The organism is Lysobacter sp. Hz25 (assembly GCF_046097045.1).
In the GTDB taxonomy this organism is placed as follows: domain Bacteria; phylum Pseudomonadota; class Gammaproteobacteria; order Xanthomonadales; family Xanthomonadaceae; genus Lysobacter; species Lysobacter antibioticus_B.
Genome location: NZ_CP175666.1, coordinates 1,088,661 through 1,108,437 on the forward strand (window position 1 = coordinate 1,088,661; position 19,777 = coordinate 1,108,437).

Below are 19,777 nucleotides of genomic sequence, written 5' to 3' on the forward strand. Positions count from 1 at the left end.
ATCTCATTCAGTTAATGACAACGGTTCAGCCAATCAAACCTGTAACCGATGAGCGGTCACCGAAATTCCGTGACTCCGGAGCAATCTGTGTTTATCGTCACATTAACGGGCGATGAGGTTAGTGGATCGTTAAACGCAAGGTGGGAAGCACACTAGCTATCGAAGTGCTGATTTCGTCGAGATCGGTGCCGTCTTCGGACAGGGGTTGGGGCTTTAACGAGTTGTAGCGATAGGACTCTCAGAGGGGAGAGGGATATGGCTCGACGCGGGACCGAGACAGAAGTTTCATTTGAAACAGTTTGCGGCGCAGGCCGGCCCAAGCGCGGCCGGCCGCTTTGCTGCATCCGCGGGGAAGACATAGCTGTCCCGTCCGCCTTGCCCCTGCTGGCGCCAACTGGCGCCACTAGTAACCAAAGTGACGCTTTGGGGCACATCCAGACCAAGCCGCTTTTTGAGATCTTCAGATTTCATAAAAGTGAGACCGCTGGCACAGTTTTTGCAGCCGCAGTGAGCATGTCCGTGTCCGTTCTTCCCTCCAATCGGCGTTCATCCACTCATTTATGTGAAGGGTGAATCCAGTGGCCGCTTGCGACGTACGCAGGCGGCAGTCGCGCCAGATCGGGCGACAGGGGTAGTCGGGGCCGGGGAAGCATTTCGAGCACTTAGCTAGCAACACGTCGCGTGCCAACGAGCTCGGCACGGCGGCAATCGGGGAGCAAACAGCGTGATCGCCAAATTCCAATCCCTCGCGACAGCGTTCAGCCGTCGCATGATCATGCCGGTCGCGCTAGCGGCCTCCCTTTTGCTGTCCGCGGATCCGGCGCATGCCCAGGCCGTCAATACCGCGAGCGTGACGCCCCCGACCGGGGTGACCGATCCGACCTGTAACGTCGCCAATCCCCCGTGTAACAGCGCGACCGACAGCGACTCGATCCTGGCCTCCCTGACCCTGGTCAAGACGGTCACCAACGACAACGGCGGTACCGCGGTTGCGACGGCCTGGACCTTGCAGGCGGCTGGCCCGACCAACATCAGCGGCGCCACCGGCGCCACCGCCGTCACCAATGCCCCGGTCAGCCCGGGCAGCTACACCCTTTCCGAAACCGGTGGCCCGAGCGGCTACACCGCCAGCACCTATAGCTGCGTCGTCAACGGCGGCGCCCCGGTCGTCTCGAACAGCCTGACGCTCGCCTTCGGCGATACCGCGACCTGCACCATCAACAATAACGACCAGGCGGCGACGCTGACCCTGGTCAAGACGGTGACCAACGACAACGGCGGTACCGCGACGATCAGCGACTTCCCGCTGACCGCCACCGGCCCGACCACGATCACCGGTGTGAGCGGCACGGCGACGGTGACCAACGCACCGGTCAGCGCCGGCGTCTACACCCTGACCGAAGCTGCGGTGGCCGGCTACACCGCCGGTGCCTGGAGCTGCACCGCGGGCACCTTGTCGGGCAACAGCCTGACCTTGGCCAACGGTGTTTCGGCGACTTGTACGATCGTCAACGACGACCAGGCCGCGACGCTGACCCTGGTCAAGACGGTGACCAACGACAACGGCGGCACCGCGACGATCAGCGACTTCCCGCTGACCGCCACCGGCCCGACCACGATCACCGGTGTGAGCGGCACGGCGACGGTGACCAACGCACCGGTCAGCGCCGGCGTCTACACCCTGACCGAAGCTGCGGTGGCCGGCTACACCGCCGGTGCCTGGAGCTGCACCGCGGGCACCTTGTCGGGCAACAGCCTGACCTTGGCCAACGGTGTTTCGGCGACTTGTACGATCGTCAACGACGACCAGGCCGCGACGCTGACCCTGGTCAAGACGGTGACCAACGACAACGGCGGCACCGCGACGATCAGCGACTTCCCGCTGACCGCCACCGGCCCGACCACGATCACCGGTGTGAGCGGCACGGCGACGGTGACCAACGCACCGGTCAGCGCCGGCGTCTACACCCTGACCGAAGCTGCGGTGGCCGGCTACACCGCCGGTGCCTGGAGCTGCACCGCGGGCACCTTGTCGGGCAACAGCCTGACCTTGGCCAACGGTGTTTCGGCGACTTGTACGATCGTCAACGACGACCAGGCCGCGACGCTGACCCTGGTCAAGACGGTGACCAACGACAACGGCGGCACCGCGACGATCAGCGACTTCCCGCTGACCGCCACCGGCCCGACCACGATCACCGGTGTGAGCGGCACGGCGACGGTGACCAACGCACCGGTCAGCGCCGGCGTCTACACCCTGACCGAAGCTGCGGTGGCCGGCTACACCGCCGGTGCCTGGAGCTGCACCGCGGGCACCTTGTCGGGCAACAGCCTGACCTTGGCCAACGGTGTTTCGGCGACTTGTACGATCGTCAACGACGACCAGGCCGCGACGCTGACCCTGGTCAAGACGGTGACCAACGACAACGGCGGCACCGCGACGATCAGCGACTTCCCGCTGACCGCCACCGGCCCGACCACGATCACCGGTGTGAGCGGCACGGCGACGGTGACCAACGCACCGGTCAGCGCCGGCGTCTACACCCTGACCGAAGCTGCGGTGGCCGGCTACACCGCCGGTGCCTGGAGCTGCACCGCGGGCACCTTGTCGGGCAACAGCCTGACCTTGGCCAACGGTGTTTCGGCGACTTGTACGATCGTCAACGACGACCAGGCCGCGACGCTGACCCTGGTCAAGACGGTGACCAACGACAACGGCGGCACCGCGACGATCAGCGACTTCCCGCTGACCGCCACCGGCCCGACCACGATCACCGGTGTGAGCGGCACGGCGACGGTGACCAACGCACCGGTCAGCGCCGGCGTCTACACCCTGACCGAAGCTGCGGTGGCCGGCTACACCGCCGGTGCCTGGAGCTGCACCGCGGGCACCTTGTCGGGCAACAGCCTGACCTTGGCCAACGGTGTTTCGGCGACTTGTACGATCGTCAACGACGACCAGGCCGCGACGCTGACCCTGGTCAAGACGGTGACCAACGACAACGGCGGCACCGCGACGATCAGCGACTTCCCGCTGACCGCCACCGGCCCGACCACGATCACCGGTGTGAGCGGCACGGCGACGGTGACCAACGCACCGGTCAGCGCCGGCGTCTACACCCTGACCGAAGCTGCGGTGGCCGGCTACACCGCCGGTGCCTGGAGCTGCACCGCGGGCACCTTGTCGGGCAACAGCCTGACCTTGGCCAACGGTGTTTCGGCGACTTGTACGATCGTCAACGACGACCAGGCCGCGACGCTGACCCTGGTCAAGACGGTGACCAACGACAACGGCGGCACCGCGACGATCAGCGACTTCCCGCTGACCGCCACCGGCCCGACCACGATCACCGGTGTGAGCGGCACGGCGACGGTGACCAACGCACCGGTCAGCGCCGGCGTCTACACCCTGACCGAAGCTGCGGTGGCCGGCTACACCGCCGGTGCCTGGAGCTGCACCGCGGGCACCTTGTCGGGCAACAGCCTGACCCTGGCCAACGGTGTTTCGGCGACTTGTACGATCGTCAACGACGACATTCCGCCGACCCAGACGATCGCCAAGACCATGACCAATGCCGATAACGACGGCAGCGGCACAGTGTCCTTGGGCGACGTGCTGACCTACACGGTGACGGTGACCAATACCAGTACGACCACGAATCTCAATAACGTGGTGGTGAGCGACAGCAAGATCACGCCGACGGGCGGCACGACGCCGTGTGCCAGCGTTGTTCCGGGCGGTACCTGCACTTTGGTCGGCACGTACACGGTGACGGCGGCCGACGTGACTGCCGGTTCGATCAGCAACACCGCCACTTCGACCAGTGCGATCTGCCCGGCGGGCAGCACCGATCCTGCGTGCACCACCACGGTGAACACGCCGGTGACGCCGCTGAGCCAGACCCTGGCGAAGGCGATGACGGGCAATGCCGACGAAGACGGTTCGGGCACGGTGTCGCTGGGCGACACGCTGACCTACACGGTCACCGTGACCAACACCAGCGCGAGCGGCAACCTGACCAACGTGGTGGTGAGCGACAGCAAGATCACCCCGAGCACGATCACCTGCGCCACGGTGGCGCCGACGGCGAGCTGCGTGCTGACCGGCACCTACGTGGTGACCGCGGCCGATGTGACCGCCGGTTCGATCAGCAACACCGCGACTTCGACCAGCCCGGCCTGCCCGGCGGGCAGCACCGATCCTGCGTGCACCACCACGGTGAACACGCCGGTGACGCCGCTGAGCCAGACCCTGGCGAAGGCGATGACGGGCAATGCCGACGAAGACGGTTCGGGCACGGTGTCGCTGGGCGACACGCTGACCTACACGGTCACCGTGACCAACACCAGCGCGAGCGGCAACCTGACCAACGTGGTGGTGAGCGACAGCAAGATCACCCCGAGCACGATCACCTGCGCCACGGTGGCGCCGACGGCGAGCTGCGTGCTGACCGGCACCTACGTGGTGACCGCGGCCGATGTGACCGCCGGTTCGATCAGCAACACCGCGACTTCGACCAGCCCGGCCTGCCCGGCGGGCAGCACCGATCCTGCGTGCACCACCACGGTGAACACGCCGGTGACGCCGCTGAGCCAGACCCTGGCGAAGGCGATGACGGGCAATGCCGACGAAGACGGTTCGGGCACGGTGTCGCTGGGCGACACGCTGACCTACACGGTCACCGTGACCAACACCAGCGCGAGCGGCAACCTGACCAACGTGGTGGTGAGCGACAGCAAGATCACCCCGAGCACGATCACCTGCGCCACGGTGGCGCCGACGGCGAGCTGCGTGCTGACCGGCACCTACGTGGTGACCGCGGCCGATGTGACCGCCGGTTCGATCAGCAACACCGCGACTTCGACCAGCCCGGCCTGCCCGGCGGGCAGCACCGATCCTGCGTGCACCACCACGGTGAACACGCCGGTGACGCCGCTGAGCCAGACCCTGGCGAAGGCGATGACGGGCAATGCCGACGAAGACGGTTCGGGCACGGTGTCGCTGGGCGACACGCTGACCTACACGGTCACCGTGACCAACACCAGCGCGAGCGGCAACCTGACCAACGTGGTGGTGAGCGACAGCAAGATCACCCCGAGCACGATCACCTGCGCCACGGTGGCGCCGACGGCGAGCTGCGTGCTGACCGGCACCTACGTGGTGACCGCGGCCGATGTGACCGCCGGTTCGATCAGCAACACCGCGACTTCGACCAGCCCGGCCTGCCCGGCGGGCAGCACCGATCCTGCGTGCACCACCACGGTGAACACGCCGGTGACGCCGCTGAGCCAGACCCTGGCGAAGGCGATGACGGGCAATGCCGACGAAGACGGTTCGGGCACGGTGTCGCTGGGCGACACGCTGACCTACACGGTCACCGTGACCAACACCAGCGCGAGCGGCAACCTGACCAACGTGGTGGTGAGCGACAGCAAGATCACCCCGAGCACGATCACCTGCGCCACGGTGGCGCCGACGGCGAGCTGCGTGCTGACCGGCACCTACGTGGTGACCGCGGCCGATGTGACCGCCGGTTCGATCAGCAACACCGCGACTTCGACCAGCCCGGCCTGCCCGGCGGGCAGCACCGATCCTGCGTGCACCACCACGGTGAACACGCCGGTGACGCCGCTGAGCCAGACCCTGGCGAAGGCGATGACGGGCAATGCCGACGAAGACGGTTCGGGCACGGTGTCGCTGGGCGACACGCTGACCTACACGGTCACCGTGACCAACACCAGCGCGAGCGGCAACCTGACCAACGTGGTGGTGAGCGACAGCAAGATCACCCCGAGCACGATCACCTGCGCCACGGTGGCGCCGACGGCGAGCTGCGTGCTGACCGGCACCTACGTGGTGACCGCGGCCGATGTGACCGCCGGTTCGATCAGCAACACCGCGACTTCGACCAGCCCGGCCTGCCCGGCGGGCAGCACCGATCCTGCGTGCACCACCACGGTGAACACGCCGGTGACGCCGCTGAGCCAGACCCTGGCGAAGGCGATGACGGGCAATGCCGACGAAGACGGTTCGGGCACGGTGTCGCTGGGCGACACGCTGACCTACACGGTCACCGTGACCAACACCAGCGCGAGCGGCAACCTGACCAACGTGGTGGTGAGCGACAGCAAGATCACCCCGAGCACGATCACCTGCGCCACGGTGGCGCCGACGGCGAGCTGCGTGCTGACCGGCACCTACGTGGTGACCGCGGCCGATGTGACCGCCGGTTCGATCAGCAACACCGCGACTTCGACCAGCCCGGCCTGCCCGGCGGGCAGCACCGATCCTGCGTGCACCACCACGGTGAACACGCCGGTGACGCCGCTGAGCCAGACCCTGGCGAAGGCGATGACGGGCAATGCCGACGAAGACGGTTCGGGCACGGTGTCGCTGGGCGACACGCTGACCTACACGGTCACCGTGACCAACACCAGCGCGAGCGGCAACCTGACCAACGTGGTGGTGAGCGACAGCAAGATCACCCCGAGCACGATCACCTGCGCCACGGTGGCGCCGACGGCGAGCTGCGTGCTGACCGGCACCTACGTGGTGACCGCGGCCGATGTGACCGCCGGTTCGATCAGCAACACCGCGACTTCGACCAGCCCGGCCTGCCCGGCGGGCAGCACCGATCCTGCGTGCACCACCACGGTGAACACGCCGGTGACGCCGCTGAGCCAGACCCTGGCGAAGGCGATGACGGGCAATGCCGACGAAGACGGTTCGGGCACGGTGTCGCTGGGCGACACGCTGACCTACACGGTCACCGTGACCAACACCAGCGCGAGCGGCAACCTGACCAACGTGGTGGTGAGCGACAGCAAGATCACCCCGAGCACGATCACCTGCGCCACGGTGGCGCCGACGGCGAGCTGCGTGCTGACCGGCACCTACGTGGTGACCGCGGCCGATGTGACCGCCGGTTCGATCAGCAACACCGCGACTTCGACCAGCCCGGCCTGCCCGGCGGGCAGCACCGATCCTGCGTGCACCACCACGGTGAACACGCCGGTGACGCCGCTGAGCCAGACCCTGGCGAAGGCGATGACGGGCAATGCCGACGAAGACGGTTCGGGCACGGTGTCGCTGGGCGACACGCTGACCTACACGGTCACCGTGACCAACACCAGCGCGAGCGGCAACCTGACCAACGTGGTGGTGAGCGACAGCAAGATCACCCCGAGCACGATCACCTGCGCCACGGTGGCGCCGACGGCGAGCTGCGTGCTGACCGGCACCTACGTGGTGACCGCGGCCGATGTGACCGCCGGTTCGATCAGCAACACCGCGACTTCGACCAGCCCGGCCTGCCCGGCGGGCAGCACCGATCCTGCGTGCACCACCACGGTGAACACGCCGGTGACGCCGCTGAGCCAGACCCTGGCGAAGGCGATGACGGGCAATGCCGACGAAGACGGTTCGGGCACGGTGTCGCTGGGCGACACGCTGACCTACACGGTCACCGTGACCAACACCAGCGCGAGCGGCAACCTGACCAACGTGGTGGTGAGCGACAGCAAGATCACCCCGAGCACGATCACCTGCGCCACGGTGGCGCCGACGGCGAGCTGCGTGCTGACCGGCACCTACGTGGTGACCGCGGCCGATGTGACCGCCGGTTCGATCAGCAACACCGCGACTTCGACCAGCCCGGCCTGCCCGGCGGGCAGCACCGATCCTGCGTGCACCACCACGGTGAACACGCCGGTGACGCCGCTGAGCCAGACCCTGGCGAAGGCGATGACGGGCAATGCCGACGAAGACGGTTCGGGCACGGTGTCGCTGGGCGACACGCTGACCTACACGGTCACCGTGACCAACACCAGCGCGAGCGGCAACCTGACCAACGTGGTGGTGAGCGACAGCAAGATCACCCCGAGCACGATCACCTGCGCCACGGTGGCGCCGACGGCGAGCTGCGTGCTGACCGGCACCTACGTGGTGACCGCGGCCGATGTGACCGCCGGTTCGATCAGCAACACCGCGACTTCGACCAGCCCGGCCTGCCCGGCGGGCAGCACCGATCCTGCGTGCACCACCACGGTGAACACGCCGGTGACGCCGCTGAGCCAGACCCTGGCGAAGGCGATGACGGGCAATGCCGACGAAGACGGTTCGGGCACGGTGTCGCTGGGCGACACGCTGACCTACACGGTCACCGTGACCAACACCAGCGCGAGCGGCAACCTGACCAACGTGGTGGTGAGCGACAGCAAGATCACCCCGAGCACGATCACCTGCGCCACGGTGGCGCCGACGGCGAGCTGCGTGCTGACCGGCACCTACGTGGTGACCGCGGCCGATGTGACCGCCGGTTCGATCAGCAACACCGCGACTTCGACCAGCCCGGCCTGCCCGGCGGGCAGCACCGATCCTGCGTGCACCACCACGGTGAACACGCCGGTGACGCCGCTGAGCCAGACCCTGGCGAAGGCGATGACGGGCAATGCCGACGAAGACGGTTCGGGCACGGTGTCGCTGGGCGACACGCTGACCTACACGGTCACCGTGACCAACACCAGCGCGAGCGGCAACCTGACCAACGTGGTGGTGAGCGACAGCAAGATCACCCCGAGCACGATCACCTGCGCCACGGTGGCGCCGACGGCGAGCTGCGTGCTGACCGGCACCTACGTGGTGACCGCGGCCGATGTGACCGCCGGTTCGATCAGCAACACCGCGACTTCGACCAGCCCGGCCTGCCCGGCGGGCAGCACCGATCCTGCGTGCACCACCACGGTGAACACGCCGGTGACGCCGCTGAGCCAGACCCTGGCGAAGGCGATGACGGGCAATGCCGACGAAGACGGTTCGGGCACGGTGTCGCTGGGCGACACGCTGACCTACACGGTCACCGTGACCAACACCAGCGCGAGCGGCAACCTGACCAACGTGGTGGTGAGCGACAGCAAGATCACCCCGAGCACGATCACCTGCGCCACGGTGGCGCCGACGGCGAGCTGCGTGCTGACCGGCACCTACGTGGTGACCGCGGCCGATGTGACCGCCGGTTCGATCAGCAACACCGCGACTTCGACCAGCCCGGCCTGCCCGGCGGGCAGCACCGATCCTGCGTGCACCACCACGGTGAACACGCCGGTGACGCCGCTGAGCCAGACCCTGGCGAAGGCGATGACGGGCAATGCCGACGAAGACGGTTCGGGCACGGTGTCGCTGGGCGACACGCTGACCTACACGGTCACCGTGACCAACACCAGCGCGAGCGGCAACCTGACCAACGTGGTGGTGAGCGACAGCAAGATCACCCCGAGCACGATCACCTGCGCCACGGTGGCGCCGACGGCGAGCTGCGTGCTGACCGGCACCTACGTGGTGACCGCGGCCGATGTGACCGCCGGTTCGATCAGCAACACCGCGACTTCGACCAGCCCGGCCTGCCCGGCGGGCAGCACCGATCCTGCGTGCACCACCACGGTGAACACGCCGGTGACGCCGCTGAGCCAGACCCTGGCGAAGGCGATGACGGGCAATGCCGACGAAGACGGTTCGGGCACGGTGTCGCTGGGCGACACGCTGACCTACACGGTCACCGTGACCAACACCAGCGCGAGCGGCAACCTGACCAACGTGGTGGTGAGCGACAGCAAGATCACCCCGAGCACGATCACCTGCGCCACGGTGGCGCCGACGGCGAGCTGCGTGCTGACCGGCACCTACGTGGTGACCGCGGCCGATGTGACCGCCGGTTCGATCAGCAACACCGCGACTTCGACCAGCCCGGCCTGCCCGGCGGGCAGCACCGATCCTGCGTGCACCACCACGGTGAACACGCCGGTGACGCCGCTGAGCCAGACCCTGGCGAAGGCGATGACGGGCAATGCCGACGAAGACGGTTCGGGCACGGTGTCGCTGGGCGACACGCTGACCTACACGGTCACCGTGACCAACACCAGCGCGAGCGGCAACCTGACCAACGTGGTGGTGAGCGACAGCAAGATCACCCCGAGCACGATCACCTGCGCCACGGTGGCGCCGACGGCGAGCTGCGTGCTGACCGGCACCTACGTGGTGACCGCGGCCGATGTGACCGCCGGTTCGATCAGCAACACCGCGACTTCGACCAGCCCGGCCTGCCCGGCGGGCAGCACCGATCCTGCGTGCACCACCACGGTGAACACGCCGGTGACGCCGCTGAGCCAGACCCTGGCGAAGGCGATGACGGGCAATGCCGACGAAGACGGTTCGGGCACGGTGTCGCTGGGCGACACGCTGACCTACACGGTCACCGTGACCAACACCAGCGCGAGCGGCAACCTGACCAACGTGGTGGTGAGCGACAGCAAGATCACCCCGAGCACGATCACCTGCGCCACGGTGGCGCCGACGGCGACCTGCGTGTTGACCGGCACCTACGTGGTGACGGCGGCCGACGTGACCGCCGGTTCGATCAGCAACACCGCGACCTCGACCAGTACCGTCTGTCCGGCGGGCAGCACCGATCCGGCGTGCACCACGACGATCAACACTCCGGTGGTGCCGTCGACGGTCAGCTACACCAAGTCCGCCAGCACGGCCGGTCCGGTCGTGGTCGGCGACGTGATCACCTACACCCTGACGACGACGGTGGCGAACGCGCAGACCATCGGTGTGCTGACCCTGACCGACACGCTGGGCGCTGGCCTGGACTTCGTGGCGGTGACGGGCCAGAGCCCGGCGAGCGCCTATACCTGCAATGCCGCCAACCCGCTGGTCTGCACGTTGCCGGCCGGTACGGTGCCGGGCGTTTACACCGTGACCTACACGGCACGGGTCAACGCTCAGGCGACGGGTGGCGTGACCAACGCGGTGGTCGGCACGGGCACGGACAATCCGACCTGCACCGGCACCTGCACCACCAATACGCCGGTGACGGCGTCGGCGGTGAGCTACGAGAAGACGGCGAGCACCGCCGGTCCGGTCGTGGTCGGCGACGTGATCACCTACACCTTGACGGCGACGGTGACCAACGCGCAGACCACGGGCGTGACCACGCTGACCGACACGATGGGGTCCGGCCTGGACTTCGTCGCGGTGACCAGCGCCGGTGCCTTCACCTGTAATGCGGCCAATCCGCTGGTGTGCACGTTGCCGGCCGGTACGGTGCCGGGCAGCTACGCGGTGACCTACACCGCGCGGGTCAACGGCCAGGCCGGTGGCAGCGTCAACAATGCGGTGGTCGGCACGGGTACGGACGCTCCGAGCTGCAGCAATGCGGGCTGCTCGGTCACGACCGAAGTCGCGCCGCCGGTGGTCAGCTACGCGAAGTCGGCCAGTACGGCCGGCCCGGTGGCGCAAGGCGACACGATCACCTACACGCTGACGACGACGGTGGCCAACGCGCCGACGCGCAACGCCCTGACCCTGACCGATACCCTGGGCACGGGTCTGGACTTCACCGCGGTGACCAACGCCGCCGGCTACAGCTGCAACGCGGCCAACCCGCTGGTGTGCACGCTGCCGGCCGGTACGGTGCCGGGTATCTACACGGTGAGCTACACCGCGAAGGTCAACGCACAGGCGTCGGAGACGGTGAACAACACCGTGGTCGGCACCGGTACGGACAACCCGTCCTGCGTGGGCGTGTGCACCACCAGCACCACGGTGGCGCCGCCGCCGACCCTGCGGGTGATCAAGCAGGCGTCGCCGCGCGATGTGAAGATCGGCGACCTGGTCCGCTACACGGTTACGGTCGAGAACACCGGCACCGTCGACGCGATCGACGCGACCCTGGTCGACACGCCGCCTGCGGGCTTCACCTTCGTCGACGGTTCGCTGTCGGTCGCAGATCGCGACGGCGTCGGTCGCCTAGTCGGTACCTATCCGATCCAGGTCGACCAGGTCGACATCGCCGCCGGCGAGCGCGCGACGTTCACCTATCTGCTGCGGGTCGGCGCCGGCGTGCGCGCGGGCATCCACTCCAACAGTGCGTTGATGCGCGACAACGGCAAGATCGTCTCGAACGTGGCCACCGCCGAAGTGCAGCTGATCGCCGATCCGTTGCTCGACCATGCCCTGATCCTGGGCACGGTGTTCGACGACCGCGACGGCGACGGTTGGCAGGACAGCGCGGCGATTGACGACGCGCGCGTCCAGGGCGGTTTCGCTGCGGACGCCTACGTGCCGAACTCGACCACGGTCGATCGCGGCAACGGTCCGAAGGCGGAACCGGATGCGAGCTCGCCGATGCTGCATGGCATCGTCCTGGGCAGCATCTCGGCCCGTCAGTCCGACGCCGATCCGGCCGACGCGCACCGCGTGGTGATCAGCCAGCGCCTGAAGGAGTTGAGCTTCACCGACGACTTCGCGCTGACCACCAAGCAGGGCGTGACGGTGCGGATGGATGCGGCCGGTACGACCCGGATCGAGCGCAGCGGCGACGCGGCCAAGAACCTGAGCGGCGCAGCCCCGACGGTGGAACGTCGGGTCAGCCCGACCGAGGGCGGCTACCTGGTCGACTACATCGTTCGCAACACCGGTGTCGACGAACGCGGTATCCCGGGCGTGCGCATCGCCTCGATCGAGGGCTTGTTGATGGAGACCGACCAGTACGGCCGCTATCACCTCGAAGGCGTGGACGTGGGCACCCTGGAACGCGGCCGCAACTTCATCCTCAAGGTCGATCCGTCGACCCTGCCGCCGGGCAGCGTGTTCACCACCGACAACCCGCTGACGCGTCGCGTCACCCCGGGCCTGCCGGTCCGCTTCGACTGGGGCGTCAAGCTGCCGGCCGGGCTGATCGAAGGCGGTGAGGAGCAGGTCGAGATGGAGCTGGGCGAAGTCTTCTTCGCCCCGGGCAGCGCCGAGGTGCGTGCGCAGTATCTGCCGGCGATCGAGAAGATGGCCGAAAAGATCAAGCAACACCGCGGCGGCGAAGTGGTGATCAGCGCCAATGGCGATAGCGAGTCGCTGGCGTTCGATCGGGCTTCCGCGGTCAAGGCCGAGTTGGTCAAGCAATTGCCGGCCGACGTGCTGCAGGCGCTGAAGGTCAGCGTCCGCGGCAACGCCGACGACCCGGGTTCGCTGATCGTCGGCCTGGGCGAGGGCGGTGCGCTGCTGGGCACGGTGCTGTTCGATACCGACAAGGAGACCATCAAGCCTGAGTTCGAGCCGCTGCTCGACAAGGTCGCTGCTGCGCTGGAACGCATGCACGGCGGCGTCATCGCGATCGTCGGCCACACCGACGTGCGCGCTTCGTACCAATACAACACTGCGCTCGGCATGCGACGCGCCAAGGCCGTCTACGACGCGTTGGCCCAACGACTGAGCCCCGAAGTGCGCGCCAAGGTGCGAGTCGAGTCGAGTAACGATCCGACAGCCCCTGTCGACGTGAAGCGGAATTGAGGGGGCGGATCATGAAGATGAAGATGAAATTGCTGGACTACACCCTGATCAGCCTGCTGGCGGGCGCAACCCCGTTGGCGACTGCGCAGGAGTCCACCAAACCGACCCCCGCCCAGTCCGAGGCGCCTGCCGAAGCCGTGAAGTGCACGGAAGACGCATGCAGCGGCGAAGACGGCTTGCTGTTCAAGCTGCGTACGCGCAGCTACAGCAAGCCGGTCACCGAGGGCACGACGGCGAAATCCTCGTCGGAAGCCCTGCAGCCGGACCGCCGCGTGTCGGTGGCGCTGGAGCAGCCGGGCAAGGCCGTGGCGATCGGCAAGTGGTCGGTCAGCCTGCCCAACGGCGGCGTGATCTGGGCGACCGAGGATCCCACCCTCGGCCGTCCGGAGATGAACATCAGCAGCACCAGCCTGGTCTCGTTCGACGGCACCAAGGTGCTCAAGCCGGTGCGCTTCTACGCGTACAACAACTACTCCTCGTTCATCCAGCGAGCCGAAGTGCTGATCTACCGCGCCAGCGACACCGACCTGGTCGATCCGCTGGCCAAGGTCGAGCTGCCGGTGGGCGCGATCAGCGAGGCCGAATGGGACGGCACGATGCCGGCCGGTTACGAAGCGCGTGCCGGCGACGAACTGCTGTACCTGGTGCGGGCCTACGGCGCCGACGGCAGCGTCGACGAGACCTATCCGCAACGCATGCAACTGGTGCGGCCGGAAGAGGCCGAGCGCGGCCTGCAGACCATGCGCAACGCCATGGAGCGCAAGCAGGGCACCTCGCTCGGCGTGGAAGAAGCGCAGCGCGACAGCCTGACCGAAGCCGTGTTCGGCAGCAGCACCCTGCGCCAGCAGAACATCGGCATCTACGGCTCGCGCATCCGCATCCAGGGCCGCAACATTCCCGAGAATTACTCGGTCACCATCAACGGGCGCAATTTCCCGGTCGATCTGGAACGCAAGCTGGTCGCCGAATACCTCGAGCCGATCGGCCGTCACGAATACGACCTGCGCCTGAAGGGCGAGGGCGGCGAGATCAACCACAAGCTCGACATCGACGTCAGCGGCCGCTACATGTTCGCGGTCGCGATCGCCGATGTGACAGCCTCCAAGGGCAGCACTTCCGGTTCGATCGAGCCGTTGGCCGGCGACGAGCATTTCGACAAGAGCTTCCTGCTCGAAGGCCGCCTGGGCTTTTATCTGAAGGGCAAGATCAAGGGCAAGTACCTGGTCACCGCCCAGGCCGACACGCGCGAGCGCGAGGTCAGCCAGTTGTTCAACGGCTTCTGGAAGGCCGACCCGCAGGACATCTTCCGTCGCCTCGATCCGGACCTGTACTACCCGGTCTACGGCGACGACTCGACCACCTACCGCGACGTCGACACCATGGGCCGGTTGTACGTCCGCGTCGACTGGGACAAGAGCCAGGCGCTGTGGGGCAACTTCGAGACCGGCATCACCGGCACCGAATACGGTCAGTACAGCCGTTCGCTGTACGGCGGCGCGCTCAACTGGCGCAGCCGCCGCAGCACCGTGCTCGGCGAGCCGGGCAGCGAACTGCGGGTGTTCGGTTCCGAGGCGCAGACCGCGCCCGGTCATAACGAGTTCATCGGCACCGGCGGCAGCCTGTACTACCTCAAGCACACCGACGTGCTGCCGGGCTCGGACAAGATCGTGCTGGAAGTCCGCGACGCCACCACCGGCCGGGTCGAGAACCGGGTCGACTTGGTGCGCGGCGCCGACTACGAGATCGACGAGATGCAGGGCCGCATCCTGCTGACGCGTCCGCTGGCGCAGGTGACCCGGGAGAACATCCCGACCCTGACCCGCGACACGCCCCTGGACGGCTTCACCCAGGTGCTGCTGGTCGATTACGAGTTCATCCCGAACGGCTTCGATGCCGACTCGGTCACCGCCGGTTTCCGCGGCAAGCACTGGTTCGGCGATCACGTCGCGCTCGGCGCGACCTATGTCGACGAGAACCGCGCCGGCGACGACTACACCCTGAAGGGCGCGGATCTGACCCTGCAGGCCGGTCGCGGCACTTACCTCAAGCTGGAGCAGAGCCAGACCGAGTCGACCAGTTCGCCGATCTTCTTCTCCGACAACGGCGGCCTGAGCTTCAACGAAATCAACTCCGGCCTCGACAACCGCAAGGGCACGGCGCGCTCGGTCGAAGCACGCGCCAACTTCAAGGAACTGGGCTGGACCAAGCTGGACTGGTCGGCCGGCGCCTGGTGGCGCCGCGTCGATCCGGGCTTCTCGATCTCGCGTTACGACCTGGGCCAGGAGGTTCAGGAGCACGGGTTCGAGGTGCTGGGCCAGTTCAATCCGGCTTTCAACATCTACGGCCGCTACAGCCGCGCCGAACGCGGCAGCGAATCGCTGACCCAGGCGCAGTTGACCGGCGAATGGCGGATCAGCGACTCCACCACCTGGGCCGCGGAAATCCGTCGCGTCGAAGAAAACCGCGCCACCCTCGACGCCGCCGGCGTGTTGGGCGCCCTGCAGTACAAGCGCCGCTTCGGCAGTAGCTTCGATCTGTACGGCACCGCCCAGGTCACCCTGGACGACGACAACGGCCGTTACGCCGACAACGACGCCTTCACCCTGGGCGGCAAGTACGTGTTCGGCAATCTGTCGAGCGTCGGCGCCGAGCTGACCACCGGCGACCGCGGCGACGCGGCGCAGATCAACGCCGAGTACCGCATCCAGCCCGACCACACGGTCTACGGCAGCTACACCTACTCGACCGATCGCACCGACTTCGATCCGCTGTTCAACAACCGCCTCAACTCGGGTTGGACCCTCGGCCAGCGCTGGCGCTTGTCGAACCAGGTCAGCATGTACAACGAGAGCCAGTTCCTGAAGGCGCCGAACGAATCCGGCCTGGCCCATACCTACGGCATGGATTTCTATCCGAGCCAGGGCTGGAACCTCGGCTTCACCTTGCAGAGCGCCCGCCTGGACAAGGAGATCGGCGAAGTCGATCGCCGTGCGGTCAGCCTCAGCGGCGGCCACACCTCGGCGGCGACGCAATGGCAGAGCAAGCTGGAATGGCGCGAGGACACCGGTGCGGAGCGCCGCGAGCAGTGGGTCACCACCAACAACCTGACCCACAAGATCAACGAAAGCTTCCGCATCGCCGCTCGCTTCAACTACTCCAAGACCACCGACCAGATCAACGCCGAGGCCGGCGCCAAGTTCATCGAAGGCAACGTCGGTTTCGCCTGGCGGCCGTGGAACAGCACCAAGTACGCGCTGCTCGGCAAGTACACGTATCTGTACGACGTGTCGGCGCTGCCGCAGATCGGCGACAACGTGGCGTTCTACGATCAGCGTAGCCAGATCCTGTCGCTGGAAGGCATCTATAACCCGAACCACCACTGGGAGTTCGCCGGCAAGTTGGCGCGTCGCGAAGGCGAAGTGCGCTACGGCCGTCTCGAAGGACAGTGGGCCGATTCGGCGACGACCTTCGCCGCGGCGCAGGCACGTTACGAGTTCGCCGAAACCTGGCATGCCCTGGCCGAATATCGCTGGCTGGGCGTGAGGGACGGCGGCGATCGCCAAGGCTTCCTGATCGGCGTCGACCGCGACATCGGCCGCAACTTCCGCGTCGGCGTGGGCTACAACTTCACCGAGTTCAGCGACGACCTGACCAACTTCGATTACGACCACAAGGGTTGGTTCTTGAATCTGGTCGGCACGTACTGAGAACGAGGCGCGGCAGGCGAGGACTGCCCTGACGCACTATCGGCGAACCCTTCCTAAAGGGCAGGCGATTGAGGCGACGGTGGCACGAGCCGGGTTGGCGTAGCGCCTGACCTTGCAACGTCGTGCGCGCCGATGGCTTATCGATTCGGAGTGTCGCATGGACGACGACACGGGAGACGGCCGCCGCGCCGCCGCCCCGCATGTAGGGGCGCAGCTGCGCACGCCAAGCTTTGGATAACCGTTTACGGCATGCAGATCCAGCGGATCGCTCGCCGAATAGGAGTAGACAACTTGAGGGCCGTTTTTCGTTCCATGCGTACTGCGTTCTTTTTGATCGGCTTGAGCGCCGCGGCTATGCCGGCTTTCGCTCAGTTCGCCGATCAAAACTGCAACGTCATCTGGGCAGAGAACAACACTAATCCCGCCAGCGTGGGTTTGTTCCGCGTCGACCCGGTCACGCTGGTCGCTCAAGCCGTATCGGTCACCAACAGTTCGACCGGTTCGGCCGGTCTGGCGATCGACGCGCGTACCGGTTATCTCTATATCGTCGGCAACGACGACAACATCTACCGCACCAGCGGCGTGGCCGGGAACATGACCCAGGTCGCAACCGACATCGACGGGCCCGGCACCGGGCCCACGACCAATAAGTGGGCCCGGGCGACCATCCGCAATGGCGTGCTGTACGCCAATACCAGCAACGCGACCACGGGCGGCGGCACGACGACGCACACCTGGACGACCAAACGTTTCACCGTCAACGCAGACGGCAGTCTGACGCCGATCAGCGATTTCACCATTACCTTGAACAAGGCGAATACGCTGGACTACGGCGGCGGCGATCTGGCCCAGGACGACAACACCGGCCGGCTCTTCATGATGCTCAATCGTACGGGCAACGATTTCCTGTACTTCTATGAGGTCAACACCACGACGGGATTGTTGACGCCGCTGATCACTTCTTTGGCCAACGGTGGAATCAACAATCCCGTCGCTGGGATGCAATGGGGCTCGTTCGCCGCTTATGCCGGCAATTTCTACATCGGCAGCGGCTCGGGGAACTACGCCTTATTGCCGACCGACATCCAGAGCAACCCCGCGATCGTCACCATCACCGGCGCCCCGGTGCCCAACAACGGTCAACCTGGCGCTGCCGACATGGCTGCCTGCGGCGCGCCGAAGTTCCAGATCGCCAAGGCCGGCCAGGCGCGCGACGCGCAAGGCAATGCCGCCAACGTGGTCATCGTCGGCAGCACCATCGACTACACGGTGACGATCACCAACGTCGGCAGCACGCCGGCTACCGGGGCGAGCTGGTCGGATGCCTTGCCGGCTGGAACGAGTTACGTCGCGAACACCGCGACCTTGAACGGAACCAACCTCAATCAGGCGGCGTACCCGTTTGCGTCCAACTACCCGATCAATTCGGTCGGCCGCCCCGCGGGCACGATGGGCTTCCTGGCGCCGAACAACGTCGCCACGCTGACTTTTCGCGTGCTGGTGAATTCCGTGCCCGCCGCAACGGTGACGAATAGCGCGACGACAGCGTTCATCGGCCCGATCGCCAGCCCGACGCCGAATTGCGCGGTCGCACTGACGGGCTACTGTGCCGTGCACACGACCCCGGTCGGCACGACCTTCGCCCTGGCCAAGATCAGCAACGGCGGCGTGGGGGCGTTCTCCTTCACTGGCACAAACGGAGTGACGGCCCAAACCCTGACCACGACCGTGGCCGGCACCGTGGTCAACGGCGCCGTGCAATTGTTGACCGCGACCGGGGCCGCTACAACGGTGACAGAAACCGCGGTGACCGGTTATGCGGTGAGCGACATCGCCTGCACCGGCCTGGGGGCGGGCGGCACTGCCACCCCCAATCTCGCTGGCCGTACCGTGACCCTGGACGCCGCCGCGACCGCTCCGGGCGCAACCATCGTCTGCACCTTCACCAACGCGGGGCAGGCGGCCTTGAGATTGCAGAAGGCGCTGCCCCTAGGGCGTTTCGTCACCAGCGATCAGTTTGCGTTGACGATCGCGGGTCCGGGCGCACCCGTCAGCGTGACCACTACCGGTAGTACGAATCTTCCGGCGGAAATGGCTGTGTTGAACCCAGCCCCTACCGGCAATACCTACGCGCTAAGCGAGGCCGGTGCCGGAGGGGCCAATTTCGCCGATTACGTGGCGACCTACGCTTGCACCAACGCATTGCCGGGTGGGCAAGCTCCGAGCGGGGCCGGCACCAGTTTCAACGTCGTTGCGGTGCCGGGCGACGACCTGACCTGCACGCTGAGCAACACGCGTAACCCGCTTGCCGACTTGATCATCACCAAGACCAATACGCCTGGCATCGGTCCCAGCGACCAGGCCGGCGACACGGTGACGCGAGGCGCGACCACGAGCTACACCATCGCGGTGACCAACAACGGGCCGGATACGGTTACGGGCGCCGTGCTGAGCGATCCCGCAGCAGGTCGCAGCGGTCTGACCTGCACCGCGCCGCCGGGCTGCATGGGAGCAGCCTGCCCGGCAGGCCTGACCTTGGCTCAGCTGGAGAGCGGCGTCGCCTTGGGAGCGCTCGCCAACGGCGCGTCGGTCACGGTGACGCTGTCGTGCGTGGTGAACTGAATGTCGCGCCACAGGCAGCACGATGGGTTTCTGGCGTGCTTGCTATCGGCATGGGCAAGCGGCGATGAATTCCGTCCGGGATGGGTTTCCACGTAGACGAGAG

At 66.7% G+C, this 19,777-nt stretch carries 3 protein-coding genes; all 3 read left to right on the forward strand.

Annotation, left to right across the window (positions count from 1 at the left end; translation table 11 throughout):
• Positions 1-850: 850 nt before the first annotated feature.
• Positions 851-13,345, forward strand: a complete 12,495-nt coding sequence (locus tag ACKN61_RS04580; protein WP_408952504.1) for an isopeptide-forming domain-containing fimbrial protein — start codon at positions 851-853, stop codon at positions 13,343-13,345.
• A 17-nt stretch (positions 13,346-13,362) separates the two neighbouring features.
• Positions 13,363-17,052: a hypothetical protein gene (locus ACKN61_RS04585; protein ID WP_408952505.1), complete on the forward strand. Its 3,690-nt coding sequence runs from the start codon at positions 13,363-13,365 to the stop codon at positions 17,050-17,052.
• Positions 17,053-17,301: 249 nt separating this feature from the next.
• Positions 17,302-19,674 carry a hypothetical protein gene (locus tag ACKN61_RS04590; protein WP_408952506.1) on the forward strand — a complete coding sequence of 791 codons (2,373 nt, stop codon included), beginning with the start codon at positions 17,302-17,304 and terminating at the stop codon, positions 19,672-19,674.
• The last annotated feature ends 103 nt before the right edge of the window (positions 19,675-19,777 follow it).